We start from the raw sequence: 25581 nt of genomic DNA on the forward strand, positions 1-25581 counted from the left end.
CCGGATCAGGCCGGCTGTGCCGCCAACTGCTTTCTACCGATCCGCAGCGCGATCACGGCGGCGACAAGGCCCGTGATGCCCGAGATCACGAAGGCCATCATGTAGCTGCCTTGCGCTTCGCGGATCGCCCCGGCCATCCAGGCGGCGCTTGCCGCGCCCAGTTGGTGGCCGGCGACGATCCAGCCGAACACGATTGCCGCGTCGCGCTCGCCGAAGGCTTCCGTCGTCAGGCGCAGCGTGGGCGGCACCGTGGCGATCCAGTCCAGACCGAAAAAGATCGCGAAGATCGACAGGCTGTAGAACGAGAAGTCGGAATAGGGCAGGTAGATCAGCGACAGGCCGCGCAGCGCGTAGTAGACGAACAGCAGCTTGCGCGGGTCGTAGCGGTCGGTCAGCCACCCCGAGGCGGTGGTGCCAATCAGGTCGAAAATGCCCATGATCGCGAGCAGACCGGCGGCCTGCACTTCCAACATGCCGTGGTCGCCGCACAGCGCGATCAAGTGCGTGCCAACCAGGCCGTTGGTGGTGAAGCCGCAGATAAAGAATGTGGCGAACAGGAACCAGAACGTGGGCGTCTTGGCAGCGCGGGCCAGGGCGCCGAAAGTGGCCGCCACCATGCCGGTGCGCGGCGCGGCGGGCGCCGGCGCCGCATTCGGGTCGCTGCCGAACGGCACCAGACCGACGCTGGACGGACGGTCGGGCACCAGCCACCAGGCCAGCGGCACCAGCGCGGCGGCGGCGGCCGCCACGGTCCAGACCACCCGGGTCCAATCGCCGGACGACGCCAGCGTGGCCAGCACGGGCAAAAAGACCAGCGTGCCGCTGGCGGTGCTGGCCGTCAACAGGCCCATGACCAACCCGCGGTGCTTGGTGAACCAGCGGTTGACGATCGTGGCGCCCAACACCGACGCCACGGCGCCGGAGCTGATGCCCGAGAACACGCCCCAGGTCATCATCAGGTGCCACGGTTCGGTCATGTAGGCGCTGACGGCGCTGGAGGCCGACATCAGCAGCAGGGCGCCAATCAGGATGCGGCGCAGGCCGAAGCGTTCCATCGCCGCAGCGGCGAAGGGGCCGATCAGCCCATAAAGGAAGATGCCGACGGCCGCGGCGAACGAAATCGAGCTGCGGCTCCAGCCAAAGGCTTCTTCCAGCGGCACCAGCAAGACGCTGGGAGACGACCGCAGCCCGGCCGACACCAGCAATGACAGGAAAATGACCGCGACCACGACAAACGCATACTTCTGGCCGGCACGGCGGAACGGGATAGGGGGCTGGGCTATACTCATGTTACTGACCGGTACGTATTGAGGTTTGCGAATAGTACGTACCGGTCAGTAACATCGTCAAGCACTATTTGATGGAGACCCGAATGGCCAGCAAACCCACCGCCCCGTCCGTGACGCAGGACGCCCCGGCACCCAAACCCCTGCTGGCGGCCGACCGCATCCGCAAGACCGCGCGCGAAATGTTCTATCGCGACGGGATCCGCGCGGTCGGGGTAGACGCCATCGTGACCCAGGCTGGCGTGACCAAGCCCAGCCTGTACCGCAGCTTTTCATCCAAGGACGAACTGGCGGCCGCCTATCTACGCGATTACGACGCCGAGTTTTGGGCGCGTTTCGACGCCGCCTGCGCCGCCCATCCGGGTGACCCCAGGGCGCAACTGCTGGATTACCTGTCCGGGTTGGGCAAGCGCGCCGTGCAAAACGGTTATCGAGGCTGCGGCCTGACCAACGCAGCGGTCGAGTATCCCGAATCCCAGCATCCGGCCCGGGCAGTCGCCGTTGAACACAAGCTAACGTTGCGCCGCCGCTTGAACGAGATGGCGGCGGGCATGGGCGCGACCGATCCCGGCGCGCTGGCCGATGGTTTGCTGCTGTTGATCGAGGGCGCGTTCGTTTCCAGTCAACTGTTCGGCGAGGGCGGGCCGGCGGGACGGGTCGCCGACATGGCCGATAAGCTGATCCAGGCCCACCTTCCCCGCTAAAAGGCGTATTGCGCCGCACAATAACGGTGCTTAATGTGGTGCCGGATGCACCGTAATGGTGGTGTTTGTACCCATTGCGCAACGAACAAAATAATGGTTGAAATTTACGTTGCAACGCAGCAAACGCGGATCTAACATGAATTCGTGTTGTTCCACATCGCGCTTTCTCAAGGAGAGAATCATGAGCGATACCGCGTTGAAAAATGCCCGTATGTCGGATGCGCTGGAGCGGTCCTTGATCCGCGAGGCCGTCAAAGCGGAAACCCTGTCCGGCCCGTTTGCCCGTGGCAGCTGGCTGCGCTTGAAAGCGCGCCTGGCCTCGTGGGGTGGCGCCGTCGGCGAAGTGCTGCACGACATGGACGCCGGCCGGCAGCAGCATCCGGTCATCTCCGCCCGCCACTAAGCAAGAAGCGGTCAGCTAAAAAAACGCCAGCAGATGCTGGCGTTTTTTTTGGCCGATAGGACCTGTGCGGGGCGGCAACCAGGGCACGCCCTAGACCGTCATGTCGACCAGCAGGTACCCGTCCAGCACCACGATGCCGACGGTTGCGCTGATGGCGGCCCAGGCCCAGGCGCCGCGTAGCGCGTACTGGCCCATCACGCCCTTGCGGCAGGCAAGCACCACAAGCGGTCCCAATGCGAAGGGCAACGCCAGGCTAAGGATGACCTGGCTTAGCACCAGCAGTTCGTCGGGATCCTTGCCCCCCGTGAAGATCAGCAGGCCGACAGCGGTGGCGCCCGCCACCAGGCGGGTTATCAACGCGCGGCGACGGTCGGACCAATTGCTGCGGATCTGGAAGCCCTTGGACAGGATGCGGCCAGCCAGCACGCCCGTGATCGTGGAGCTTTGGCCGGCGGCATAGAGCGCCACGGCGAAGACGATGGCGGCGCCGACGCCCAGCGTCTGGCCGATCACGGCGTGAGCGTCGTCCAGGCTGGAGACGATCAGCCCCGACCCTGACAGCGAGGCCGCCGCCACGATCATGATGGCCGAATTGATCAGCATGGCCACGCCAAGCGACACGATGGTGTCGTTGCGGGCCAGGCGCATCGCCATGTCCCGAGCGGCCGATGGTAGCGCTTTCGCGCGTTCCGCCAGCGAACCGGAGTGCAGATAGAGATTGTGCGGCATCAGCGTCGCGCCCAGGATACCCAGGGCAATCAGGAAGCCCTGCGGATCGCGCAGGGCGCGGCCGGTTTCCGTCACGCCTTGCGCGACGTCCGTCCACGCCGGATTGGCCTTGAACAGCAGGAACACGAATGACGCGGCCACCACTGCCAGCAGCAGGGCGATGACGCGTTCATGGCGGTCGGCGTTGCCGCGGGTCAGCGCCAGCACCGCGAAAGTGCCGACACCGGTCACGGCCACGCCGGCGATCAGGGGCAGGCCGAACAACAGGCGCAATGCGATCGCGCCGCCGATCAGTTCGGCCAGCGCCGTGGCCAGGATGGCGGCTTCGCCGGCCAACCAGGCGGCCTTGGACCAACCGCGCGGCAGGTGCCGGGCCGTCAACGTGGCCAAGTCTTGTCCGGTGGCCAGCGCCAGGCGCGATACCAGGATCTGGAACCCCAGCGCCAGGAAGGCCGAGGTGATGACGACCATCAACAGCCCATAGCCGAAGCCGCTGCCGCCGGCGATGTCGGTGGCCCAGTTGCCCGGGTCAATGTAGCCAACCGCCACCAGGATGCCCGATCCGACCATGCGCCGCAGATTCGCCGATACCTGGGCGTCTTGCGCAAGGGCGGCTTTGCCGCCTGATATCGCGTAGATGAATCCGGTCATGCGACACTCCTGAGAATGGTTCTCATTTTCTAGAAGTGCGCGTCGGCCGTCAAATTGATTTTGGGCAAGGCGGGGATAGGGGTGCCCAATGGCGCGCCGCCCGCGCGCGCCATTTCAGAAAGATCAGGACTTGAGCTTGGCGTCCATCGTGATCTTGGCCTTCAACACCTTCGATACCGGGCAGCCGGTTTCGGCCTTGCGGGCGGCTTCCTCGAAGGCTTGCGCGGTGGCGCCGGGGATGACGGCTTCCACGGTCAGGTGGACGGCGGTGATGGAGAACCCGTCGTCCACTTTGTCCAGCGTCACTTCGGCCTTGGTGTCCAGGCTGGTGGCGACCAGGCCGGATTCGGACAGGATGTTGGACAGGGCCATGGTGAAGCAGCCGGCATGGGCGGCGCCCAGCAATTCTTCGGGGTTGGTGCCCGGGGTGTCGCCGAAGCGAGTATTGAAGCCGTAGGGCTGGCTTTTGAGCGCGCCGCTTTGCGTAGAGATCGTGCCCTTGCCAGTCTTCAGATCGCCCGACCAGGCGGCGGATGCGGTTTTCTTCATGGTGACTCCTGTTTGAGGGGGGCGCGCCCGTGTGGCGCGTCGGGTGCAGGGATGCGATCCGCCGCGGCGGGCGGCGCACGTTGCCGAAGGCGGCATCGTCGATGATACGGCGAGCGCGGGCAGCGGACGCGGAATCCGCCCGTGCGCAACGGCAAGCCGATGTAACGCAAGCCGATGTAACGGCGTGCCCAAGCGAGCGAGTCGCATCAGGCAAAATAGCGGCATCGCTTCCCCTTCACCCGAGAGCCGTTGTCATGTCCCGCCATTTCCTACGCTACGCCTGCGCCGCCGCGCTGGTCTTTCCCGTTTTGTCCGTCCAAGCCGAAGTCGTGATCGGCGTGGACGTATCCACCACGGGCCCGGCCGCCGCCATTGGCATCCAGACCAATAACGCGATCCGCTTGTGGCCGAACACCCTGGGCGGCGAACCGGCACGATACGTGGTGCTGGACGATGGCACCGATGTCAGCCGCGCGGTGAAAAACCTGCGCAAACTGACTTCCGAAGACAAGGTCGACGCCATTGTCGGCCCCAACACCACGGCCGCCGCGCTGGCCGGCCTGGACGTATTGGCTGAAACGAAGACCCCGATGATCGCGCTGGCCGCCTCCAGCGTCATTGTGGAACCCTTGTCCGACCCGAAGCGCGCCTGGGCATTCAAAATGCCGCAGAACGATTCGCTGATGGCGACCGTGCTGGTCGAAGACATGAAGAAGAAAGGCCTGAAGAACGTGGCCTTCATCGGTTTCGCCGATTCGTATGGCGATAGCTGGTGGAAGGAGTTCACCGCCGCCGCGGGCAATGACCTGAAGATCGTGGCGCAGGAGCGTTTCCAGCGCACCGATGCGTCGGTGGTGGGCCAGGCGCTGAAGGTCATCGCCGCCAAGCCGGACGCGGTGCTGATCGCGGGCGCGGGCACGCCGTCCGCCTTGCCGCAGAAGACGCTGCTGGAACGCGGCTACACCGGCGCCATCTATCAGACCCATGGCATCGGCACGCTGGAATTCCTGCAGGTCGGCGGCAAGGACGTCGAAGGCACCTTGTTCCCGACGGGGCCCGGAGTGGTGGCGCGCGAACTGCCCGACAGCAATCCGGTCAAGAAGGTGGCCGTGGCGTTTGCCGACAAGTACGAAGGCCAGTATGGCGCCAACACGCTGACGCAGTTCGCGGGCGACGCTTATGGCGCCTGGATGCTGCTGGATTCGGCAGTGGCCCGTGCGCTGAAAACGGGCGCCAAGCCCGGCACGCCGGAATTCCGCATGGCCTTGCGCGATGCCCTCGAGAACACGCGCGATTTGGTAGTGCCCAATGGCGTGCTGAATATTTCGAAGGACAATCATCAGGGTTTCGACGAGCGTGCCCGTGTGATGGGCGTGGTCAAGAACGGCCGTTTTTCGTACTCGCAGTGATCCGCTTGGCCGCAGGCCAGCCAGCATCAGCGGCAGAAGCCGGTATAAAACACTACGTTTCGTAGCATTTGCTGACGCTCCATAGGGCATCGGTTCCTAAAAGCAGGCTTACGCCTGCTTTTTTACGCCCATATCATTCGTATCGAAATCATTTAATAGCGTATTATTTTTAGTGAAGCCATGCACCTAGAAATAGATTTGGGAGAAAAAATCGATGACCCTGTTCCGATCCAGACGCTTGTTGTTGGCCCTGAGCCTGGGCGTGTTGGCCGCGTGTTCCGACTCGGGCGCCGATAAGGCCGCCCCGGCGGCGGGCGGCGCGGCAACGGGCGCTGTGAACACGTTGGAAGCGGCCAAGGCCGCCGGCAAGATCCGCATCGGCTATGCCAATGAGGCGCCATTCGCCTATATGGACCGCAAGGAGGCCAAGATCACGGGGGAATCCGTCGAGATCGCCCGCGTGGTGCTCAAGCGCATGGGCATCAACGAAGTGGAAGGCGTGCTGACCGAATTCGGTTCGCTCATTCCCGGCCTGGCCGCCAAGCGTTTCGACATCATCGCCGCCGGTATGTACGTCACGCCGGAACGTTGCCAGCAAGTGGCGTTCTCCGATCCCACGTATGGGGTGGGGCAGGCATTCCTGGTTAAACAGGGCAATCCCAAGAACCTGCACAGCTATGAAGACGTGGTGAAGAACCCCGACGCCAAGCTCGGCGTGGTAGTGGGGGCGATCGAAGGCGAGTACGCCGAGAAAGTGAAGATTCCAGCGGGCCAGGTCGTGGTGTTTCCGGACGCCGTCAGCGCGCTGTCCGGCGTGCAAGCCGGTCGGGCCGACGCCTATGCCGCCACCGGGCTGACCGTCAACGACCTGATGGGCAAGACGCAGGCCGGCAGCGACTTGGAAAAGGCTGATCCGTTCACGGACCCGGTGATCGACGGCAAGGACGTGCGCGGCTACGGCGCCTATGCCTTCCGCACCGACGACAAGGCGTTCGCCGATGCCTTCAACGCGGAACTGGCCAAGTACCTTGGCACCGACGAGCACAAAAAACTGGTGGCGCCGTTCGGCTTCACCGACCAGGAGCTACCCCAGGGCATGACGGCCGCGAAGCTCTGCGCCGGAAAGTAAGGGGGCGCGGATGTCACTTGTTTCAGAGCCCATCGCGGAGCTGCTGCCGCCTTTGCTTGAAGGGCTGACCGTCACGCTCCAGGTCATGGCGGGCGCCGTGGTGCTTGCGGTGCCTCTTGCCTTGGTGGCGGGCATCGGGCGCCTGTCGCCGTTGCGCCCGGTGCGCTGGCTGGCGTCGACCTATGTCGAGGTCTTCCGCGGCACATCGGCCCTGGTGCAGCTGTTCTGGTTCTATTTCGTGCTGCCGTTGTTTGGCGTCCAGTTGCCGGCCATGTTGGTGGGCATCGTGGTGCTGGCGTTGAACGCCGGCGCGTATGGGGCCGAAGTGGTGCGCGGCGCCATCCGCGCCGTGCCGCCCGGCCAGCGCGAGGCGGGGGTGGCGTTGAACTTGACCCGCGCGCAGATCATGCGCCGCATCGTCGTGCCGCAGGCGGTGCCCGCCATGCTGCCGCCCGCCGGCAACCTGCTGATCGAATTGATGAAGAACACGGCGCTGGTGTCGCTGATCACCATTGCCGACCTGACCTTCCGCGGCCAGTTGCTGCGCAGTGAAACGCTGCGCACGACCGAGATCTTCGGCTTGATGCTGCTGCTGTATTTCGCGGTGGCCTTGCTGATTACGGCGGGCGTTCGCCTGCTTGAGCGGAGGGCCCGCATCCGATGACACCGATATTCGACTGGTCTTTCGCGCTGGAGATCCTGCCCACGCTGGCCTCCGCCCTGGTCATCACCATTCAGGCGACGGTGCTGGGCATGCTGGTGGCGGTGACCCTGGGTCTGGTGCTGGCGATGCTGCGGCGTTCGCGGCTGCACATCCTGTCGCTGCCTGCGGCGTTCGTGATCGAGTTCGTGCGCAGCACGCCACTGCTGGTGCAGATGTACTTCCTGTTCTACGTGCTGCCGTTGACGGGGGTGCAGATGTCGCCGCTGACGACGGGCATCGTGGCCCTGGGCGTGCATTACGCGACGTACTGCGCCGAGGTCTATCGCGCTGGCATCGAGGCGGTTCCGCGCGGGCAATGGGAGGCGGCCACCGCCTTGAACATGTCGCGCTGGCGCACGGCGGTGGGCGTGGTGCTGCCGCAGGCGATCCCGCCCGTGGTGCCGGCGCTGGGCAACTATCTGGTGGCGATGTTCAAAGACACGCCGCTGCTGTCGGCCATCACCGTGGTCGAACTGTTGCAGCAAAGCAAGATGATCGGGTCGGCGACGTTCCGGTACACCGAACCCCTGACGCTGGTGGGTCTGCTGTTCCTGGCTCTGAGCCTGATGGCGGCGTGGGGCGTGCGCGGCCTGGAGGCCCGCCTGCAACGATATGGAGGAAAACGATGAGCGCCAGCTTGAACATCAAGAACCTGCACAAGCGCTACGGAGAGCTGGAGGTGCTGCGCGGGATCAATCTGGAGATTCCGGCGGGCCAGACGGTGGCGGTGATCGGCCCGTCGGGTTCGGGCAAGTCCACCTTGCTGCGCGTGCTGATGACGCTGGACCGGCCCACCAGCGGCGATATCGAGGTCGATGGGCAATCGATGTGGAAGGACGAGCAGGGCCGTCCCGTGGGCGCCAATTCCGAACACCTGCGCCGCGTGCGCGGCAAGATCGGCATGGTGTTCCAGCACTTTAACCTGTTCCCGCATATGACGGCGCTGGGCAACGCGATGGAAGCGCCGGTGCATGTGATGGGCCTGCCAAAAGACCAGGCGCGGGAACGCGCCGTGGAGTACCTGGATATGGTGGGGCTGGGCGACAAGCTGGACGTCTATCCCGCCCAGTTGTCCGGCGGTCAGAAGCAGCGCGTGGGCATCGCCCGCGCCCTGGCCATGTGTCCTGAGATCATGCTGTTCGACGAGGTGACATCGGCGCTGGACCCCGAGCTGGTGGGCGGCATCCTGCAGATCCTGCGGGATTTGTCGGCCCGCCGCAGCATGACCATGATCATCGTGACCCACCAGATGAAGTTCGCCGAGCGCAGTTCGGACCGCACGCTGTTCTTCGATGAAGGCAATATCGTCGAGGACGCCGAATCCTCCGTGCTGTTCAGCCAGCCGAAAGAGGCGCGCACGCGGCAGTTCCTGGAATGCGTGATCGAAGGGCAGTAGCCGCGCCGCTTAACCCTGACGGGGGCGTTGGGATTGGGATGGGCGACGGCGGCGGGCGCTATGCTCTAGCGTCCAATGGCCCGGAGGCCCCAGCATGAGTCACCTGTTCAGTCCCACGGCGGTCGGTAACGTCCCGCTTGCCAACCGCATCGTTATCGCGCCCATGTGCGAATATTCGGCCGAAGACGGCTGTGCCACCGACTGGCACATGATCCATCTGGGCCATCTTGCCTTGTCGGGCGCCGCGCTGCTGTTCACCGAAGCCACCGCCGTCGAACCCGACGGCCGCATCTCTCCGGGGGACCTGGGCCTGTGGTCCGACGAGACAGAGGCCGCGTTAGGCCGTGTGGTGGCCGCGATACGCCGCTATTCGCCCATCAAGCTGGGGATTCAACTGGGCCATGCGGGGCGCAAGGCTTCCAGTGATGCGCCCTGGAACGGCGGGCAACTGGTGCCGCCCGCCGATGGCGGCTGGCAGGGTTGGGCGCCGTCGGCCATCGCCCACAAGGCGTCCGAACCGCCTCCCCATGCGCTTGACGAGGCAGGCCTGGCGCGCGTGCGCGATGCCTTCGTCGACAGCGCCCGCCGCGCCATCCGCTTGGGCTTCGACGCCATCGAACTGCATGCCGCGCACGGTTATCTGCTGCATCAGTTCCTATCGCCCTTGTCGAACCAGCGGCAGGACGCTTATGGCGGTTCGCTGGAAAACCGGATGCGGTTTCCGCTGGAGGTCTTCCAGGCATTGCGCGAGGCCACGCCGTCGGGCGTGGCGCTGGGCGTGCGCGTCTCGGCCACCGACTGGGTGGAGGGCGGCTGGGATCTGGAACAGACCTTGGCCTTCGCGCAGGCGCTGAAAGCGCGTGGCTGCGAGTTCATCGACGTATCCAGCGGCGGCGTGTCGTCGCAGCAGAAGATTCCGGTGGGTCCCAGCTACCAGGTGCCGTTCGCGCAAGCCATCAAGCGCGCGGTCGGCATGCCCACGATCACCGTTGGTTTGATCACCGAGGCGCAGCAGGCCGAAGACATCCTGGCGCAAGGGCAGGCCGATATGGTCGCGCTGGCGCGCGGCATGTTGTACGACCCCCGCTGGCCGTGGCATGCGGCGGCGCAGTTGGGCGGCCAGGTGGCGGCCCCGCACCAATACTGGCGTTCGCAGCCGCGCGAGCTGAAGGAACTATTCGGCGAGACCCGCTTCGGCCAGCGTTGAGAGGGCGTGGTGCGTTGAAACGAAGGTGGATGGCTTAATGGGCGTAGGATGGGTGAAGCGCGAGAGAATCGCCCCGAGTACGCAGACCCCCAACGCGCGAAACCCATCAAGCAGTGCTTGCGTTATGGCTGCAGCGGCTAAGTACCGCAACGCTGCTCGATGGGTTTCGCGCGTTGGGCATTTGTTCAAGTAGAGCGATTCTCTCGCGCTTCACCCATCCTACGGCCCGCAAGCCCACAAAAAACGCCGCGTCATCGACGCGGCGTTTTTCATTCAGGCCGGGACGCGGCGCTTACAGGCGCGAATACGCCTGTTCCAGCTCGCGGTTCAGCGCGTCGGCGAAATCGGCGCTGGCCGGGTCCAGCTGCGACAGCAGGCGCGCCAGCACGACGTTGTCTTCTTCGCCGTTCCAGATCTTGATGTAGGTGCCTTCCTTGTAGCCGTGCTGCTGGCGGAAGATGTTAAGCACGTTCTTCGACACGTACTGGGTATAGGCGTCGTTCCAGGTCATGTCGCAGGCCGTCATGGTCTGTTCCAGGACCTTGTAGCTGGCGCGGCCGCAGACCGCCAGGCCGCCGATGAGCTCCAGCAGTTCCGGCACAGGCAGGCCGTTCAGCGTATAGGTCTTACCGTCCAGCAAGACCGTGGGCGGCGTGGCCAGGTCGGCCACCAGCGCCGCGGCGGCGTCATCCAGCTGGCCGCGGGCTTCGACGATCGTGTGGGACAGGTAGAAGTGCAGGATGTCGACCAGTTCCATCTGCACCTGGGGCAGGTCGATGGTCTGCTTCTTCCACCACTTCCAGCCGTAGTGCTCCAGCGCTTCGGCCGATTCCACGAACGCGGCGCGCAGGAAACGGGCTCCGCCGTTGACCCAGTCGGGATTGATCATGCTGTTCAAATGGTCTTGCAGCTTCAGCATCGTGGCCGCTTGGGCCTGGTTCAATCCGACAACGTTATTCACTTTCACTCCGGGGTTCTGTAAAGGCTATTCAATCGCGGCGGAAATGTTAGCACTTGGCCACGCCGTCGTCGGCACGCGGGCGTCAGCCGCCATCTTTGCGGTAGGACGATTTCAGCGGCGGCAATTTGCCCAACAGCGCTTTACCCGGTTTGCGCGCGGCGCCGGCCGCCTTGATCAGCATGAACGCGAAGAACCCCAGGAAGATCGCGGGCACCAGCGCGTCCAGATCGAACTGCGGGCTGCGCAGCACGCGGAACCCGATGGTGACGGCGGCCCAGCCCGCCAGGATGCCAGCGATGGTCAGGATGGCGCCTATCTTGCGTTGCCGAGCCAGGCGGGCCATCGAGACCGTGCCTTCATCATTCTGGACCGGCGCCGTGGAGCCGGGGGAGGCCGCGTCGCGCCGGGACTGCAAGGGTGGCGGAGCCGGCTTGCCCCAGGGGGCGGTGGACAGGGGCTCGGAAGCGGGCGGAGGCACAGGCGCGGCGGCTTGCCGGGCGGTTTCGCGCTTGTCGGGGACTCGTCCGGGCGTGATGCCGCCGGCATTGGTCAGATTTTCGATATAGCGCGCGAAATCGCCGTTTTTCGGCTCCAGATCTATCGCCATGACTCCCTCTTTCGGTTCAGTGGCCGCGCCGGGCCCGGGCCGGTTGACGGCGCTTGCGGACCATGGCGAGCAGAAGTCCGCATCCTAGCAGCACGGAGAGGCCTGCGCCGATCATCATGGCGATCTGTTGGGCGTTTTCCGCCGTGCCCAGGCTGCGCGCGGTGATGTAGCCGGGCGCCAGCATCAGGGGCATCCACAGCAACGCGGACAGCACATTGGCCAGCTGGAAGCGGCTTTGCGCCATGCCCATCACGCCGGCGACCGTGGGGATGGTGGACCGGATCGGACCCAGGAACCGGCCGATCAGCACCGAAGCGAAGCCATAGCGGTAGAAAAACAGGCGCGCCCGCGCCACGCCGGTGCGCTGTTGCTTGAGCGGCCAGCGGCGCAACACGCCGGGCCCGGCCCAGCGCCCCAGCCAATAAGACAGCGCGTCGCCGACGATGGCGCCCGCGATGCCCCAGACGATGACGCTCCAGGGTTCGAGCGTGCCGGCGCCGATCAGGCCGCCGGTCAGCAACATCAGCGCGGTCGCGGGGATGAACAAGCCCAGCAGCACCATGGATTCGCCCAGCGTCAGCAGGAAGGTGATCGGGCCCGCCCACATCTGGTTGGCCTCAATGAAAAGGCCGATTTTGTCTATGTATTGATCCATGAAAGCGAAGTCTGAAAATTAGCTGAAAGCAATCGGGTATCTTAACGCCTGCTTGGGTGGGCAAATGTTATCTAGGGCGTTTTAGTGTTAGCGGGCCCTAGGCCACCTGACTGACGCGAAATATCGGGGAATTATGGATTCAGTGACACAAGCCGTGCTGGGCGCGGGCATACAAGGCGTCATGCTGGGGCGCTTTCAGGGGCGCCGGGCGCTGATCTACGGGGCGGCGCTGGCCACCGTGCCAGATCTGGATGTGCTGATGCACTATCCGGACCCGGTTTCCCTCATGACCTATCACCGGGGTTTTTCCCATTCGCTATTCGTCCTGACCGGCCTGGCGCTGCTGCTGACGTGGCTGATGCGCAAATACTGGCCGCAGGCGCCCTACAGCGGCCGAAGGTTGTTCTTGACCTTATGGCTGGTGCTGGTGACCCACCCGGTGCTGGACGCCTTCACGGTCTACGGCACCCAGCTGTTCTGGCCGTTCACGCCCATCCCGGAAAGCTGGTCCGCCATCTTCATCATCGATCCGGTCTATACGGTGCCCTTGCTGGCGGCGGTGCTATTCGCCATCGCGGTCGGCATGACGGACCGGGCGCGCCGCCTGCTGGCGGCCGCCTTGATCTTCAGCACGGCCTATCTGGGTTTCGGCCTGGCTGGCCGAATCATGGCCGAAGACCGGGTACGCGACGCGATGCGCCAGCAGGGTATCGCCGTCACCGAACTGCGGGCCGTGTCGATGCCGTTCAACACGCTGGTGTGGCGCGTGATCGCCAAGACGGCCGAGGGGGACTACTACGAATCGGTCAGCAGCCTGTTCGACCGCGGCCCGCCGGAATGGCTGCGCCAACCGTTGAACCTGGAGCTTGCCCGCCCGCTGGCCGACGTGCCCCTGCACCAGCGCCTGCGCTGGTTTACGGATGATTGGCTGCGCTATGACGCAATCGATGACGCGCTGGTGGTGTCCGATCTGCGTATGGGCATGGCGGGGCATTACACCTTCCGCTTCAAGATGGCCGAGCGTGCGGGGAACGGCGAGTGGGCGCCTGTCACGCCGGCCGTCTGGCCCAGCGAGCGCGGCGGCTGGGCTGAGTTGAAGCTTGTGCTGGCGCGCATTCTGCATTCGCAGCCGCCATTGCCGCTGGCGGAATGGTCGGTGCTGTCGACGAAGTGAACGCGCGGTTTGCCGCTGCCCGGGTGCGGGCGGCGATGCCCCGCGCCCAACCAGCGTGCCCCTTCAAACGAACTAATCAGTTGCGGCTATCCGCTCTGTATTGACCGTCTTTGCGTGCTTGGATTATTCTGTTCTCAATTCAGGAACTTTAGTTCCGTTTTGTGGAACATCTATGAGCATTCTAGACGGCGTCCAACGCGTTCTGACGCTATACGCGGAAGGCGCGGTGGAACTGAGCTTTACCGATGTCGCGGCGCGCCTTGCCATGCCCAAGAGCACGGCCTCGCGGCTGTTGAACCAGATGCAGCATTACGGCATGCTGGACCAGGACGCGGCCACGCGCCGCTATCGTGCGGGCGCCTTGTTGGCCCAGGCCGTGCGCGCCGGCATGGCTGCCACGCCGCTGGACGAAGCTTGCCGCGCGGTGCTTGCCCGCTTGTCGGACGACAGCGGCCTGACCGCCTATCTCTCCACGCTCAATCAGCGCGAAACCGTGGTGCTTCAGCGGTTGAACGGGTCGCATCCGGTGCAGGTGCTGTCGCCGCCCGGGTCGCGCCGTAATGCCTCGGGCACGGCGATGGGCAGAGCGTTGTTGTCGCGCCTGACCGATGCCGAATTCCAAGCCTTGTATGGCACGGATCTGGCGCAGCCCTTACCGACGGAAGGCCGTGACTGCCCCGCGACTGTTGGCGATCTGGCCCGCTTGGTCGCGCAGACGCGCGCGGACCATTGCGGCGTCGCCATCGATCAGGCCATGCCCGGCATCGGCGCGGTGGCCGCGGCGGTGCGCGATCCGGCCACCGGCGAATTGCGTGGGCTTTGCCTGTCGTTCGTGTCGTTCCAGGCCGACGCCGCTCGCGTGGCGCGCTTGCGTGAATCCGTGCTGCAACAGGTGGCCGCGCTGGGCCGCGAACTGAACGACCCTTATTGGCTGGCCTGACCCGACGTTTGCCCTGTCGCGCGGCGTCCGCGTGGCGCAATCCAGAACACCCCGGAATTCTCCAGAACCCTTGACGGAACCTTCCTCCATGAACCTCTTGCTACTTAGCAATTCCAGCAGCGATGCCGGCTATCTGGTCCACGCCATGCCGGACATCCGCGAACTGATCGCGTCCCTGCCGCCGGGCGCGCCAGCCGTCTTCGTGCCGTTCGCGGGCGTTACGCGCGACTGGGACGACTACACGGCGCTGGTGGTTTCGGCGCTGGCCGATACGGGCCTGGCCATCCAGGGCCTGCATCGCGCGGCAGATCCGGTGGCCGCGCTGGACAGTGCTGCGGTCATCATCGTGGGGGGCGGCAACACCTTCAATCTGCTGGGCCAGTTGCGCCGCCAAGGCCTGCTGGACGTCGTCGCGCGTCGCGTGCGGGCCGGCGCCGCTTATTTGGGCTGGAGCGCGGGTTCGAACCTGACTTGCCCCAGCATCTGCACCACCAACGATATGCCCATCACGGACCCGGGGGGCTTCGACGCGTTGGGCCTGCTTTCGTTCCAGATCAACCCGCATTACACCAACGCCCATCCGCCCGGGCACCGCGGCGAAACGCGCGCCCAGCGCCTGGCCGAATTCTGCACGCTCAATCCGACGATGCCGGTGCTGGGCCTGCCCGAAGGCGCCGCGCTGCGCGTGCGTGGCGGCAAGGTCGCGCTGATCGGTCCGCACGATGCGCCATTGTTCCTGGGTCACGCCGAGCCACGCGTATTCCGCCCGGGCCCCCTGGAGATCCCGGCATGAAGCAAGTGATCGACGCCATTGAACTGCTGTCATCCGCCCACATCACGGGCGACGCCGTGGCGCAGGTGTTGCGCGCGGCCGGCGAGTGCAAGGTGGAAGTCACCCGCCTTGAGCGCGACGGCGCGGCGACGGATTTCCTGTCCATCGTGATCCCCGGCGCGGACGACGCCGCGCCGCAGCTGGGCATCGTGGGCCGCTTGGGCGGCATCGGCGCGCGCCCGGCCGTCACGGGCCTGGTGTCCGACAGCGACGGCGCGGTGGTCGCCATCGCCGCGGCCTTCAAGTTGATGGCGATGGCGCGCCAGGGCGACGTCATGCCCGGCACCGTGCGCATCCGCACCCATATCTGTCCGCGCGCCGGCACGCGCCCGCACCATCCGGTGCCGATGATGCGTTCGCCGTTCCCCATGCGCGAAATGATGTCGCACGAGGTGGATCCGCGCATGGACGCAATCCTGTCGGTCGATACGACGCGCGGCAACCGCCTGGTCAACAAGCGCGGCGTGGCGCTGACGCCGGTTGCCAAGCAAGGCTATCTGCTACGCATCCCCGAAACGATGCTGGACGTGATGGGCTGGGTCAGCGGCGAACTGCCCGTGACCTTGCCGCTGACCACGCAAGACATCACGCCGTATGAAAACGGCCTGTGGCATGTGAACTCGCTGATGCAGCCCGCCATCGTGACGGATGCGCCCGTGGTGGGCGTGGCGCTGACGGCGCAGACTACGGTGCCCGGTTGTGCGACGGGCGTCACGAACGCCGTCGACGCCGACGTCGCGATGCGTTTCTGCATCGAGATCGCCAAACTGTACGGCCAGCGCACGATGACGTTCTTCGACGACGCGGAATGGAGCGCGCTGCAAGCCCGCTACGGGTCGATGGCGCATCTGCAGACCGTTGGCCGCGTAGACGGCGGTGCAACATGAGCGCGCCCCAATCGCGCCGCGTGGCCTTCTTCACCATCGGCGAATCGCCGCGCAGCGATGTCGTGCCCGAGATGGCGCGGCTGCTGGGCGATACCGTGCGCATTGATGAGTTCGGCGCGCTGGATGGGCTGGATGCCGCGGCGCTTGCCGCCATGGCTCCCCGGGATGGCGAATACCGTTTTGCGACGCGCCTGCGCGACGGCGCTCAAATTCAACTGGATGCCGCGGCTGCCGAAGCGCGATTGGCGCACGTCATGCGGGACGCGGACGGCGCGGGCTACGACGTGCTGGTGCCGTTGTGCACCGGCACGGCCATCGCGCCGATGCGCACGCTGGTGATCGAGCCGCAACAGGTCGTCGACCATCTGGTCGCTGGCTTGTCGCAGCACTGCCGCAAGGTGGGGCTGGTGGTGCCGTTGGCCGAGCAGGTGGATTTCTTTCATATGGCCGTGCCGCTGTCTTGCGAGACGCAGGTCGTGCACGCCTCGCCGTATGAGGCGGACGCCGAATTGGCTGCGCGCAATTTCGCGCAAGCGGGCCAGGCATTGGCGTCGTGCGACCTGATCGTCATGCATTGCATGGGCTATGCCGCCCGCATGCGTGAGAAGGTCGCGCACGCGTCGGGCCGTCCGGTCCTGCTGTCCAATCGCCTGGTCGCCCAGGCGCTGTCGCAATTATTGGAATAACGCCGCCGAGACTGGCCGAAGCAAGGCCGCGGATGTCGTGTCCGCAGCCTAGCCGGACGAGCGGCGAGGGGAGACGAAGCGGTCTTCGTCAATTTAATGTTGGGAGTGTCTTTTCATGTTCAGCCTTACTCTGCACCGCGCCGTTGGCGCGCTATTCGCCGTCACAGCCTTGACGGCGGCCTCCTCGGCAATGGCCGCCGATGCGTGGAAACCCACGAAGCCCGTGCGGCTGCTGGTGGGCTTTGCGCCCGGCGGGTCCGCGGACACGCTGGCGCGCCTGCTGGCCGAACCGCTGTCGCAGCGGTTGGGCCAGGCCGTCGTTGTTGAAAACCTGGCTGGCGCCGGCGGCAACATCATGGCGTATCGGCTGTCGCAGTCGCCAGCCGACGGCTACACCATCGGCATCGCCGCAGCCGGGTCCATGGCCATCACCCACGTCTTGAATCCCAAGGGCACGAACTACAAGCCCACGGACTTCACGCCCATCACGCTGGCGGCGGTGCAGCCCAACGTGGTCATCGTGAACAAGGACGTCCCGGCCAATAACCTGGCCGAACTCAAGGACTACTTCCAAAAGACGCCGACGGCCACTTACGGCACGGCAGGGGTGGGCATTTCCAACCACCTGATCGCCGAGACCATGCTGTACAAGATGGGCGTGAAGGTCCCGCACGCCGCCTATCGCGGCGCGGCGCCGGTCATCACCGACCTGCTGGGCGGCCACATCGCGATGACGATGGACAACATCTCCACGGCCGCGCCGTTGGCCTCGCAAGGCAAGGTAAAGGCGATTGCCGTCGCGTCGATCAAGCGCGCGCCCCAATTGCCCAACGTGCCGACGCTGGACGAACAAGGCCTGAAGGGTTTCGACATGCCGACGTGGCAAGGCGTGTTCGCGCCGGCAGGCTTGCCCGCCGACGTGCTGGCGGCCTACTACGACGCGCTGCAAGACGTACTGAAGCAGCCGGGCTTGATCGAGAAAATGGCGGGCCTGGGTTCGGAGCCGGTGACGGGCATGACGCCCGAGAAGACCGGCGCGTTCCTGGAAAACGACCGCAAGCAGTGGGCCGATATCGTAAAGGCCGCGAATATCAGCTTGTAGGATGGGTGTAGCGCGGGAGGATGGTGGCAAGAACGCAAGCGCCGAACGCGCGCAACCCATCAAGCGGCGATGGATTCTTGGCGGCTTCAGCCACAACACAGCCGCCACCTGATGGGTTGCGCGCGTCAGACGGCGGCGTTCTTGCCGCCGTCCTCCCGCGCTTCACCCATCCTACGCCGGGTACCTTGCCGCGATTTCGGCGATCAACCGGCGTGCCGCATCCAGCTTGTCGGCGGCGGGCAACGGGTGCGCGCCTTGCTCATCGAATAGCACCAGTTCGGTGGTGTCCGCGTCCATGACCTTGTGCGCAAGGTTGCCCACCAGTAGCGGGATGCCCTTGCGCGCACGCTTGGCCTCGGCATGCTCGGCAAGCTTTTCGGTTTCAGCGGCAAAGCCGACGCACCACGGGCCATTTTCCAGCTTGGCCACTTCAGCCAGGATGTCGGGATTGGGTTCGAATTCCATCAGCGGCGCGCCGCCGCCTTCACTGGTTTTCTTCAGCTTTTGCGTGCTGACATTTTTCACGCGCCAATCGGCCACGGCGGCCACGGCGATAAAGATGTCGGCATCGGCCGCACTGGCCATCACGGCGTCGTGCATCTGGCGCGCGGTCATGACCGATAGCGCCGTCACGCCGCGCGGCACGGGCAGGAACGTGGCGCCCGTAATCAGCGTGACGCGGGCGCCGGCTTCGCGGGCGGCGCGCGCCAGCGCGTAGCCGGTCTTGCCCGACGAGCGGTTGCTCAGCACGCGCACGGGGTCCACGGGCTCGGACGTGGGGCCGGCGGTCAGCAGCACATGGCGGCCGGCCAGCAGCTTGGGCTGGAAGAAGGCGATCAAGTCGGTCAGCAGTTCGTGCGCTTCCAGCATGCGGCCATCGCCCGTTTCGCCGCAGGCCTGCTCGCCGGCCGACGGACCCAGCACGCTGATGCCGTCGGCGCGCAACTGTTCCACATTGCGCTGCGTGGCCGGATTGGCCCACATCTCGCGGTTCATCGCGGGCGCCACCAGAAGCGGACAGGCGCGTGCCAGGCACAGCGTGGACAGCAGGTCATCGGCCATGCCGTGCGCCAGCTTCGCCATGAAATCGGCGCTGGCGGGTGCGATCAGCACGGCATCCGCGCCGCGCGTCAGATCGATGTGCGCCATGTTGTTGGGCACCCGCGCATCCCAGGCATCCACGAAAACCGGCCGGCCCGACAACGCCTGCATGGTGACGGGGGTGATGAAGTGCGTGGCCGCTTCGGTCATTACCACATCGACCGTGGCGCCTTGTTCGGTCATGCGCCGCACCAGCTCGGCGATTTTGTAGCAGGCGATGCCCCCGGTCAGACCGAGGACGATGCGTTTGCGGGCGAGATCGAGCATGAGGGCGTGGCGGCGGGTTCAGCGCCGTGAAAACGAGGAATGGAGGGTGATTTTATTCTGCATTGCGGCATTGCGCCGTTTGCGATGCGTTCAGGGGGGATCAAATGGGACAAAACCCCGTATGAAGGGCGGCCGGGGCAGTGCGCCCCGGCGGCGGCGGTCAGCTTTGCGGCTTCTTGCGAGCCCGCAACAGTTCGTCCAGCACCAGCAGCACGGCGCCGCAGGTGATGCCCATGTCCGCCAGGTTGAAGGCGGGGAAGTAGGAGTCGTTCCAGTAGAACAGCAGGAAGTCCACCACGTGGCCGTACACCACGCGGTCGATCACGTTGCCGATGGCGCCGCCCAGGATCAGTGTCAACGCCAGGCTGAAGCGAGGCTGGCCATGGGTACGGCGCAGGATGATCGTGATCACCACGGCCGCCGCGATGCCCAGCGCGGTGAACAGCCAGCGCTGCCAGCCTTCCTCGGACGCCAGGAAGCTGAACGCGGCCCCCCGGTTGAACAACAGCGTGAAGTCAAACACCGGCAGCACGTTGACCCGTTCGCCATACTGGAACGAGGTGTTGAAGTACACCTTCGTCAGTTGGTCCAGCACGATGATCAACAGCGCCAAGGCCAGCCAGCCGCCCACGCGCGCCGGAACGGCGCGGGCGGGTGGCGTGCCCGTCACTCCCGAATCGGAGGGGCGGGCCATGCTCAAGCCTTGTCCCGGGTTTCGCCCGAGCCAAACAGGTTGGACACGCAGCGGCCGCAGATCTCGGGGTGATCGGCGTCCTGGCCCACGTCCAGGCGCCAGTGCCAGCAGCGCTCGCACTTCTTGTGGGTCGACGGCGTGACCTCAATGCGGGTCTCGCCTTCGGCTGCGTGCACGGTGGCGCGCGAGACGATCAGCACGAAGCGCAGGTCGTCGCCCAGGCTGGCCAGCAATTGCTGGTCGTGGCCATTGGCGTACAGGTCCACTTCCGCTTGCAGCGACGAACCGATGTCGCCCGCCGTGCGCACTTCTTCCAGCTTGCGCTGGACGTCGGCGCGAATGGCGCGCAGACGCGACCACTTGGCGGTCAGCGCGTCGGCGTCGGCAAACGGCGGCAGCGCGTGGTAGACCTCGGTGAAGATCGTCGTGCGCGCGGCATCCGCCTGGTGCTTCAGCGCCGAGCCGACCAGTTCCTTCCAGGCTTCTTCGGCCGTGAAGGACAGGATGGGCGCCATCAGCTTCAGCAGCGTCTGGGTGATATCAAGCAGGGCCGTTTGTGCCGAGCGGCGCGCCACGCTGCCGGGAGCCGACGTGTACAGGCGGTCTTTCAGAATATCCAGGTAGAACGCTCCCAGATCTTCCGAGCAGAACGTCTGCAAACGCGAGACGGCCGGGTGGAAGTCGTAGCGCTCGTAGTTGGCTTGCACTTCGGACTGCATCTGCGCCGTCATCGCCAGCGCATATCGGTCGATTTCGAAGAGGTCGCCGTAAGGCACGGATTGCGACACGGCGTCGAAGTCGGCCACGTTGGCCAGCAGGAAACGCAGCGTGTTGCGGATGCGGCGGTAGCCTTCCACCACGCGCTTCAGGATCTCGTCCGAGATGGACAGTTCGCCCGAGTAATCGGTGGACGCCACCCACAGGCGCAGAATTTCAGCGCCCAGCGAGTCCGACACCTTTTGCGGGGCGATCACGTTGCCCACCGACTTGCTCATCTTGCGGCCCTGGCCGTCCACCACGAAGCCGTGCGTCAGCAGCGCCTTGTAGGGAGGTTGGCCGTACAGCATGCAGCCGGTCAGCAGCGACGAGTGGAACCAGCCGCGATGCTGGTCGGACCCTTCCAGGTACAGGTCGGCGGGCCAACCCAGTTCGGCGCCGTGCGAGCCGGCGAACTCGCCGTCCTTGCCGCCCAGCACCGTGGCGTGCGTGCTGCCCGAATCGAACCACACGTCCAGCGTGTCGCGGTTCTTTTCGTATTGGTCGGCTTCATCGCCCAGCAGATCGCGCGGTTCAATCGCCTGCCAGGCTTCGATGCCGCTTTGCTCGACACGCTGCGCCACCTGCTCCAGCAGTTCAGACGTGCGCGGGTGCAGTTCGCCGGTTTCCTTGTGCACGAAGAAGGCCATCGGCACGCCCCACTGGCGCTGCCGCGACAGGGTCCAGTCCGGACGGTTGGCGATCATGGCGTGCAGGCGGGCGCGGCCCCAGGCCGGGTAGAAGGCCGTGGCGTCGATGCCGGCCAGCGCCGATTCGCGCAGGGTCGGGCCGCCGTCTTTCGGGGCTACGTCCATGCCGGCGAACCATTGGCTGGTGGCGCGGTAGATGATCGGCGTCTTGTGGCGCCAGCAGTGCATGTAGCTGTGCTTGTGCTTTTCGACGTGCATCAGCGCGCCCGCTTCGGTCAGGGCCTCGACGATCTTGGGATTGGCATCCCAGATGGACAGGCCGCCGAACAGCGCCAGGCTGTCCACGTACTTGCCGTCGCCCATGACCGGGCTGATGAAATCGGTATCCTTCATGCCGTGCGCTTTGCACGACACAAAGTCTTCAATGCCATAGGCCGGCGCCGAGTGCACGACCCCCGTACCCGAATCGGCCGTGACGTAGTCGCCCAGATAGATGGGCGACCGGCGGTCGTAGGCCGGGTTGAACTGCGCCAGCGGATGGCGGAATTCGATTTCGGACAGCGCCTCGCCGGGCGCCGTGGCGATGATCTCGCCTTCCAGGTTCCACGACTTCAGGCAGGCTTCAACGCGGTCCTTCGCGACCAGCAGCAGCGGTCCGAATTTCGGTGCCGGCGACACGCGCACCAGCGCATATTCGATTTCCGGATGCACGTTCAGCGCCTGGTTGGACGGGATGGTCCAGGGCGTGGTCGTCCAGATGACGATGGCGCCGTCATCCACCGATGCCAGCTTGAACGCCGCGGCCAGCTTGGCCGGTTCGGCGAACGGGAACGCCACGTCAACGGCGGGGTCGACACGGTCGGCGTATTCGACTTCGGCTTCGGCCAGCGCCGAACCGCAGTCAAAACACCAGTTCACCGGCTTCAGGCCGCGGAACACATAGCCCTTGTCCAGGATGCGGCCCAGCGCGCGGATCTCGTCGGCTTCATTGCTGAAGTTCATCGTCATGTACGGACGATCCCAGGCGCCCAGCACGCCCAGGCGCTTGAAGTCCTTGCGCTGGCGGTCGATCTGCTCAAGCGCGTAGGCGCGAGCTTTCGACTGCACTTCCGCCACGGGCAGGTGCTTGCCGTACTTCTTTTCGATCTGGATTTCGATCGGCATGCCGTGGCAGTCCCAGCCGGGCACGTAGTGCGCGTCATAGCCGGCCATGTTGCGGCTCTTGACGATGATGTCCTTCAGGATCTTGTTGACCGCGTGGCCGATGTGTATGTCGCCGTTCGCATAGGGCGGGCCATCGTGCAGCACGAAGCGGGGCCGGCCGCGGCTGGCCGCACGGATCGCCTGGTAGACGTGATTTTCCTCCCATTGCGAAATCCAGGCGGGCTCGCGCTTGGCAAGGTCGCCCCGCATGGGGAAGGGGGTATCGGGCAGGTTGAGGGTCTTTTTATAGTCCATGAACGGCAAAATAGGCGCGCGCGTTTCGCGCGTCTTCGGCGATGGCGGCAGTCAGGGAAGGGAGATCAGGAAATTTTTCTTCGTCCCGCAGCTTGTGCAGGAATTCGACGCGTACGAGTTTACCGTAAGCGTCGACGGTATCGTCCAGCAGGTGCGACTCAAGCAGCACGCGGCCGCGGTCTTCGACCGTCGGGCGTACACCCAGGCTGGCCACGGCGGGCAGGGGGCGCTCGGCTAGGCCATAGACCTGGACCACATAAATACCCGAGCGGGCAGCGCATCGCTCGGCCACGCGCAGGTTCATCGTCGGAAAACCAAGGGTCCGGCCCAGTTTTTGGCCGTGGATCACGTGGCCGCTGATGTGGTACGGGTGGCCCAGCAGGTGGCGGGCGCGGTCCAAATCGCCCACGGCCAGCGCCGTGCGGACCTCGGAACTAGAGATTCGATGGCCTTGCTGGTCGGTCACGTCCGCCAGCGTCTGCACCTCGAAGCCGTGGCGCATGCCGGCTTCGCGTAGCAGGTCGATGTCGCCGCTGCGCTTGTGGCCGAAGCGGAAGTCCTCGCCCACCAGCAGCCATTTGGCTTGCAGCCCCTGTACCAGCAGGTTTTCGATGAAGGCGTTGGCCGACATTTCGGCCAGCCGGGCGTTGAAGCGTTCCACCACGACCTGGGAAACGCCGTAGCGCGCCAACGCCGCCAGCTTGTCGCGCAGCCCGGATATCCGGGTCGGCGCCAGCTCGGGGCGTTGATTCAGGGTGGCGAAATACTCCCGCGGATGCGGCTCGAAGGTCATGACGGCAGGCGTCAGGCTGCGTTCACGGGCGACTTGGCAGACGCGCGCCAGCATGGCCTGGTGCCCGCGATGGACGCCGTCGAAGTTGCCGATCGTCAGCGCGCAAGGCGCGCGGCGGTCGGGCGGAGGCAGGGATCGGTAGATGCGCAGCGATGGTTTCACGAGCGAGAGTTTACAATTTTGGATTCCGGGTTTGTTCTAATCCCCCAACCATTTATTCGCGCACGGCATATCCGGGGCGAAAAATGGCGCTGGACAAGCCTATTTGCGTCAAGCAACGCCTGCCCTGGCGGGCGCCTGGGGGCTACATCTTTGGATTCTTCTATCTTGCCGGAAACACAAATGTCTAAACGCCGCCTCGTCATCCTGATCTCGGGGCGGGGCAGCAATATGCAGGCGTTGGCTGAAGCGTGCCGCAACGAGGGCTGGCCGGCAGACATCGCGGCCGTCATCGCCAGCCGGCCAGACGCCGGCGGCCTGGAATGGGCGGCCGCCCAGGGCATTCCCACGGCGGCCCTGTACCATAAGGACTACGCCAGCCGCGAAGCCTTCGACGCCGCGCTGGCTGCCGAAATCGACCTTTATGCGCCCGATTACGTCATCCTGGCGGGTTTCATGCGCGTCCTGACGCCGGGCTTCGTCAACCACTATGCGGGCCGGCTGGTCAATATCCATCCCTCGTTGCTGCCGGCGTTTCCCGGGCTGCACACGCATGCCCAGGCATTGGCCACGGGCGTGCGGGTTCACGGCTGCACAGTGCATTTCGTCACGCCGGTGCTGGACCACGGCCCCATCATCGCCCAGGGCTGTGTGCCGGTCTTGGCGGGCGATACGCCGGAACTGCTGGCCAATCGCGTCCTGGCAGTGGAACATCAGGCTTTTCCGGCGGCCGTGCGCTGGTTGGCCGAAGGCCGGGTTACGCTGACAAGCGACCACCGGGTGGACGTGCAGGGCGACCCCGCGCGCTTGTTCACCTGGTCGCCGGCCGCTTGAGCAGCGCCGGACGCCAACGCATCACCCGCATTGAACCGATCGCACCAAATTGCTCGCACCGAATTGCTTGCACTGAATCGCTCGCATTGAATCGCTCGCATTGAATCGCTTTTACCGGGCGGAACTCCTCCGCCCCACTGGAACACACCATGACTAAACCCCAATCTCCGCGTTCTCGTCAGGCAGGCACCCCGAGGGCCGCCTCCGAAGGGCGCGACGGTCGGTCCTTCTTCTCGCGCCCCAAGGGCGAGGCCCGCGAGGCGCCCCAGCGCGACCGCAACGACCGCGCGCGCGACGAGCGCCCCAGCCGCGACGCCGGCCGTCCCGCGCCGCGCCCGTCGTTCGACGCGCCGCGTGGCGAAAACCGCGGGGAAAGCCGCGGCGAACGCGGCTCCTTCGGCGGCGACCGCCGCGCGGGCCAAGACCGGCCCGCGCCGCGTCCGTCCTACGACGCGCCCCGTGGCGAGAATCGCAGCGGCGCCCCGCGCGGCGACAGCCGTGGCGGCGACCGGGGATCCTATGGTTCTGACCGCCGTGAAGGCCAGGGCCAGGGCCGCCCGGATTCGCGCCCGTCATACGGCAATGGCCCGCGCGGCGACAGCCGGGGCGGCGGCTCCGGGTCGGATCGTCGGGAATATCAAGGGCAAGGCCAAGGCCGCCCGGATTCGCGTCCGTCATACGGCAACGGCCCGCGCGGCGACAGCCGTGGCGGTGAACGCGCATCCTACGGTTCGGAACGGCGGGAATACCAGGGCCAGGGCCAAGGCCAGGGGCAGGGCCGTCCGGATTCGCGTCCGTCATACGGCAACGGCCCGCGCGGCGACAGCCGTGGCGGTGAACGCGCATCCTACGGTTCGGA

Annotated in this window: 25 protein-coding genes and 1 pseudogene; 16 read left to right on the forward strand and 10 right to left on the reverse strand. The window is 65.5% G+C overall.

Features of this window, described 5'->3' with window-relative positions:
- Positions 1-5: 5 nt before the first annotated feature.
- On the reverse strand, positions 6-1289 hold the full coding sequence (locus tag ACI0FO_RS21070) for an MFS transporter (RefSeq protein WP_416029808.1): 1284 nt from the start codon (positions 1287-1289) through the stop codon (positions 6-8).
- Between the two features lie 83 nt (positions 1290-1372).
- Between ACI0FO_RS21070 and ACI0FO_RS21075 the strand changes: the two genes are divergently transcribed.
- On the forward strand, positions 1373-1990 hold the full coding sequence (locus ACI0FO_RS21075) for a TetR/AcrR family transcriptional regulator (protein ID WP_416029810.1): 618 nt from the start codon (positions 1373-1375) through the stop codon (positions 1988-1990).
- 181 nt (positions 1991-2171) lie between these two features.
- The gene (locus ACI0FO_RS21080) at positions 2172-2393 is read left to right on the forward strand and encodes an XRE family transcriptional regulator (RefSeq protein WP_416029812.1); all 222 of its coding nucleotides are present in this window, start codon (positions 2172-2174) and stop codon (positions 2391-2393) included.
- A gap of 90 nt (positions 2394-2483) precedes the next feature.
- On the opposite strand, the gene ACI0FO_RS21085 is transcribed toward ACI0FO_RS21080, so the two are convergent.
- Positions 2484-3773 (reverse strand): Nramp family divalent metal transporter, encoded by a 1290-nt coding sequence (locus tag ACI0FO_RS21085; protein WP_416029814.1) that lies wholly within the window; start codon positions 3771-3773, stop codon positions 2484-2486.
- Between the two features lie 123 nt (positions 3774-3896).
- Positions 3897-4322 carry an OsmC family protein gene (locus ACI0FO_RS21090; RefSeq protein ID WP_006227908.1) on the reverse strand — a complete coding sequence of 142 codons (426 nt, stop codon included), beginning with the start codon at positions 4320-4322 and terminating at the stop codon, positions 3897-3899.
- Between the two features lie 254 nt (positions 4323-4576).
- Here ACI0FO_RS21090 and ACI0FO_RS21095 point away from each other — a divergent pair, with 254 nt between their 5' ends.
- The 6 genes from ACI0FO_RS21095 (at position 4577) to ACI0FO_RS21120 (ending at position 10166) form a co-directional block, all read left to right on the forward strand.
- On the forward strand, positions 4577-5731 hold the full coding sequence (locus ACI0FO_RS21095) for an ABC transporter substrate-binding protein (protein WP_416029816.1): 1155 nt from the start codon (positions 4577-4579) through the stop codon (positions 5729-5731).
- A gap of 214 nt (positions 5732-5945) precedes the next feature.
- Positions 5946-6860, forward strand: coding sequence for an ectoine/hydroxyectoine ABC transporter substrate-binding protein EhuB (gene ehuB / locus ACI0FO_RS21100; RefSeq protein WP_416029818.1), 915 nt, complete (start codon positions 5946-5948; stop codon positions 6858-6860).
- Positions 6861-6870: 10 nt separating this feature from the next.
- A complete protein-coding gene (gene ehuC, locus ACI0FO_RS21105) occupies positions 6871-7524 on the forward strand; it encodes an ectoine/hydroxyectoine ABC transporter permease subunit EhuC (protein WP_416029819.1) in 654 nt (217 codons plus the stop codon).
- Positions 7521-8192 carry an ectoine/hydroxyectoine ABC transporter permease subunit EhuD gene (gene ehuD / locus ACI0FO_RS21110; RefSeq protein ID WP_416029821.1) on the forward strand — a complete coding sequence of 224 codons (672 nt, stop codon included), beginning with the start codon at positions 7521-7523 and terminating at the stop codon, positions 8190-8192. The genes ehuC and ehuD overlap by 4 nt, the downstream gene beginning before the upstream one ends.
- On the forward strand, positions 8189-8959 hold the full coding sequence (gene ehuA / locus ACI0FO_RS21115) for an ectoine/hydroxyectoine ABC transporter ATP-binding protein EhuA (protein WP_416029823.1): 771 nt from the start codon (positions 8189-8191) through the stop codon (positions 8957-8959). Before ehuD ends, ehuA begins: the two co-directional genes overlap by 4 nt.
- Before the next feature lie 94 nt (positions 8960-9053).
- A complete protein-coding gene (locus tag ACI0FO_RS21120; protein WP_416029825.1) occupies positions 9054-10166 on the forward strand; it encodes an NADH:flavin oxidoreductase/NADH oxidase in 1113 nt (370 codons plus the stop codon).
- 292 nt (positions 10167-10458) lie between these two features.
- On the opposite strand, the gene ACI0FO_RS21125 is transcribed toward ACI0FO_RS21120, so the two are convergent.
- The 3 genes from ACI0FO_RS21125 to ACI0FO_RS21135 all read right to left on the reverse strand — a co-directional run bounded on the left by ACI0FO_RS21125 (position 10459) and on the right by ACI0FO_RS21135 (position 12389).
- On the reverse strand, positions 10459-11109 hold the full coding sequence (locus tag ACI0FO_RS21125) for a dUTP diphosphatase (RefSeq protein WP_416029864.1): 651 nt from the start codon (positions 11107-11109) through the stop codon (positions 10459-10461).
- A 100-nt stretch (positions 11110-11209) separates the two neighbouring features.
- Positions 11210-11734, reverse strand: a complete 525-nt coding sequence (locus ACI0FO_RS21130) for a hypothetical protein (protein WP_416029826.1) — start codon at positions 11732-11734, stop codon at positions 11210-11212.
- Between the two features lie 16 nt (positions 11735-11750).
- Entirely contained in the window at positions 11751-12389 is a 639-nt protein-coding gene (locus ACI0FO_RS21135; protein ID WP_416029828.1) for a DedA family protein, read from the reverse strand.
- 133 nt (positions 12390-12522) lie between these two features.
- On the opposite strand from ACI0FO_RS21135, the gene ACI0FO_RS21140 reads away from it, so the two are divergent.
- From ACI0FO_RS21140 to ACI0FO_RS21165, 6 genes are all read left to right on the forward strand, one after another.
- Positions 12523-13563 (forward strand): metal-dependent hydrolase, encoded by a 1041-nt coding sequence (locus ACI0FO_RS21140; RefSeq protein ID WP_416029829.1) that lies wholly within the window; start codon positions 12523-12525, stop codon positions 13561-13563.
- A 172-nt stretch (positions 13564-13735) separates the two neighbouring features.
- Positions 13736-14503: an IclR family transcriptional regulator gene (locus ACI0FO_RS21145; RefSeq protein WP_416029830.1), complete on the forward strand. Its 768-nt coding sequence runs from the start codon at positions 13736-13738 to the stop codon at positions 14501-14503.
- Between the two features lie 88 nt (positions 14504-14591).
- Complete coding sequence (pepE, locus tag ACI0FO_RS21150; RefSeq protein ID WP_416029832.1) at positions 14592-15296, forward strand: dipeptidase PepE; 705 nt, start codon at positions 14592-14594, stop codon at positions 15294-15296.
- A complete protein-coding gene (locus ACI0FO_RS21155) occupies positions 15293-16222 on the forward strand; it encodes a DUF1177 domain-containing protein (protein ID WP_416029833.1) in 930 nt (309 codons plus the stop codon). Before pepE ends, ACI0FO_RS21155 begins: the two co-directional genes overlap by 4 nt.
- Positions 16219-16908, forward strand: a complete 690-nt coding sequence (locus ACI0FO_RS21160; protein WP_416029834.1) for an AroM family protein — start codon at positions 16219-16221, stop codon at positions 16906-16908. The genes ACI0FO_RS21155 and ACI0FO_RS21160 overlap by 4 nt, the downstream gene beginning before the upstream one ends.
- A gap of 115 nt (positions 16909-17023) precedes the next feature.
- Positions 17024-18010: a Bug family tripartite tricarboxylate transporter substrate binding protein gene (locus ACI0FO_RS21165; RefSeq protein WP_416029836.1), complete on the forward strand. Its 987-nt coding sequence runs from the start codon at positions 17024-17026 to the stop codon at positions 18008-18010.
- A 171-nt stretch (positions 18011-18181) separates the two neighbouring features.
- Here the strand turns inward: ACI0FO_RS21165 and coaBC are convergent, their stop codons facing one another.
- The 4 genes from coaBC to ACI0FO_RS21185 all read right to left on the reverse strand — a co-directional run bounded on the left by coaBC (position 18182) and on the right by ACI0FO_RS21185 (position 23891).
- On the reverse strand, positions 18182-19378 hold the full coding sequence (gene coaBC, locus ACI0FO_RS21170; RefSeq protein WP_006227926.1) for a bifunctional phosphopantothenoylcysteine decarboxylase/phosphopantothenate--cysteine ligase CoaBC: 1197 nt from the start codon (positions 19376-19378) through the stop codon (positions 18182-18184).
- Positions 19379-19538: 160 nt separating this feature from the next.
- Positions 19539-20072 (reverse strand): signal peptidase II, encoded by a 534-nt coding sequence (lspA, locus tag ACI0FO_RS21175; protein ID WP_416029838.1) that lies wholly within the window; start codon positions 20070-20072, stop codon positions 19539-19541.
- Positions 20073-20074: 2 nt separating this feature from the next.
- A complete protein-coding gene (gene ileS, locus ACI0FO_RS21180; protein ID WP_416029839.1) occupies positions 20075-22936 on the reverse strand; it encodes an isoleucine--tRNA ligase in 2862 nt (953 codons plus the stop codon).
- Positions 22926-23891, reverse strand: coding sequence for a bifunctional riboflavin kinase/FAD synthetase (locus ACI0FO_RS21185; protein ID WP_105557632.1), 966 nt, complete (start codon positions 23889-23891; stop codon positions 22926-22928). The genes ileS and ACI0FO_RS21185 overlap by 11 nt, the downstream gene beginning before the upstream one ends.
- A gap of 180 nt (positions 23892-24071) precedes the next feature.
- Here ACI0FO_RS21185 and purN point away from each other — a divergent pair, with 180 nt between their 5' ends.
- Both purN and ACI0FO_RS21195 read left to right on the forward strand, forming a co-directional pair.
- Positions 24072-24722: a phosphoribosylglycinamide formyltransferase gene (gene purN / locus ACI0FO_RS21190; RefSeq protein ID WP_416029841.1), complete on the forward strand. Its 651-nt coding sequence runs from the start codon at positions 24072-24074 to the stop codon at positions 24720-24722.
- A gap of 149 nt (positions 24723-24871) precedes the next feature.
- A pseudogene (locus ACI0FO_RS21195) lies at positions 24872-25581 on the forward strand (hypothetical protein); the annotation flags it as partial.

The organism is Achromobacter marplatensis, from assembly GCF_049060505.1.
GTDB lineage: Bacteria > Pseudomonadota > Gammaproteobacteria > Burkholderiales > Burkholderiaceae_B > Achromobacter > Achromobacter marplatensis_A.

Bases quoted from the DNA above. Each gene is read 5' to 3' on its own strand.
- ehuA (WP_416029823.1), top strand. From the start codon at position 8,189: ATGAGCGCCAGCTTGAACATCAAGAACCTGCACAAGCGCTACGGAGAG.
- ileS (WP_416029839.1), bottom strand. From the start codon at position 22,936: ATGGACTATAAAAAGACCCTCAACCTGCCCGATACCCCCTTCCCCATG.
- ACI0FO_RS21140 (WP_416029829.1), top strand. From the start codon at position 12,523: ATGGATTCAGTGACACAAGCCGTGCTGGGCGCGGGCATACAAGGCGTC.
- pepE (WP_416029832.1), top strand. From the start codon at position 14,592: ATGAACCTCTTGCTACTTAGCAATTCCAGCAGCGATGCCGGCTATCTG.
- ACI0FO_RS21130 (WP_416029826.1), bottom strand. From the start codon at position 11,734: ATGGCGATAGATCTGGAGCCGAAAAACGGCGATTTCGCGCGCTATATC.
- lspA (WP_416029838.1), bottom strand. From the start codon at position 20,072: ATGGCCCGCCCCTCCGATTCGGGAGTGACGGGCACGCCACCCGCCCGC.
- ACI0FO_RS21160 (WP_416029834.1), top strand. From the start codon at position 16,219: ATGAGCGCGCCCCAATCGCGCCGCGTGGCCTTCTTCACCATCGGCGAA.
- ACI0FO_RS21075 (WP_416029810.1), top strand. From the start codon at position 1,373: ATGGCCAGCAAACCCACCGCCCCGTCCGTGACGCAGGACGCCCCGGCA.
- ehuB (WP_416029818.1), top strand. From the start codon at position 5,946: ATGACCCTGTTCCGATCCAGACGCTTGTTGTTGGCCCTGAGCCTGGGC.
- ACI0FO_RS21145 (WP_416029830.1), top strand. From the start codon at position 13,736: ATGAGCATTCTAGACGGCGTCCAACGCGTTCTGACGCTATACGCGGAA.
- ACI0FO_RS21120 (WP_416029825.1), top strand. From the start codon at position 9,054: ATGAGTCACCTGTTCAGTCCCACGGCGGTCGGTAACGTCCCGCTTGCC.
- ACI0FO_RS21090 (WP_006227908.1), bottom strand. From the start codon at position 4,322: ATGAAGAAAACCGCATCCGCCGCCTGGTCGGGCGATCTGAAGACTGGC.
- ehuC (WP_416029819.1), top strand. From the start codon at position 6,871: ATGTCACTTGTTTCAGAGCCCATCGCGGAGCTGCTGCCGCCTTTGCTT.
- ACI0FO_RS21135 (WP_416029828.1), bottom strand. From the start codon at position 12,389: ATGGATCAATACATAGACAAAATCGGCCTTTTCATTGAGGCCAACCAG.
- purN (WP_416029841.1), top strand. From the start codon at position 24,072: ATGTCTAAACGCCGCCTCGTCATCCTGATCTCGGGGCGGGGCAGCAAT.
- ACI0FO_RS21095 (WP_416029816.1), top strand. From the start codon at position 4,577: ATGTCCCGCCATTTCCTACGCTACGCCTGCGCCGCCGCGCTGGTCTTT.
- coaBC (WP_006227926.1), bottom strand. From the start codon at position 19,378: ATGCTCGATCTCGCCCGCAAACGCATCGTCCTCGGTCTGACCGGGGGC.
- ACI0FO_RS21165 (WP_416029836.1), top strand. From the start codon at position 17,024: ATGTTCAGCCTTACTCTGCACCGCGCCGTTGGCGCGCTATTCGCCGTC.
- ACI0FO_RS21070 (WP_416029808.1), bottom strand. From the start codon at position 1,289: ATGAGTATAGCCCAGCCCCCTATCCCGTTCCGCCGTGCCGGCCAGAAG.
- ACI0FO_RS21155 (WP_416029833.1), top strand. From the start codon at position 15,293: ATGAAGCAAGTGATCGACGCCATTGAACTGCTGTCATCCGCCCACATC.
- ehuD (WP_416029821.1), top strand. From the start codon at position 7,521: ATGACACCGATATTCGACTGGTCTTTCGCGCTGGAGATCCTGCCCACG.
- ACI0FO_RS21080 (WP_416029812.1), top strand. From the start codon at position 2,172: ATGAGCGATACCGCGTTGAAAAATGCCCGTATGTCGGATGCGCTGGAG.
- ACI0FO_RS21085 (WP_416029814.1), bottom strand. From the start codon at position 3,773: ATGACCGGATTCATCTACGCGATATCAGGCGGCAAAGCCGCCCTTGCG.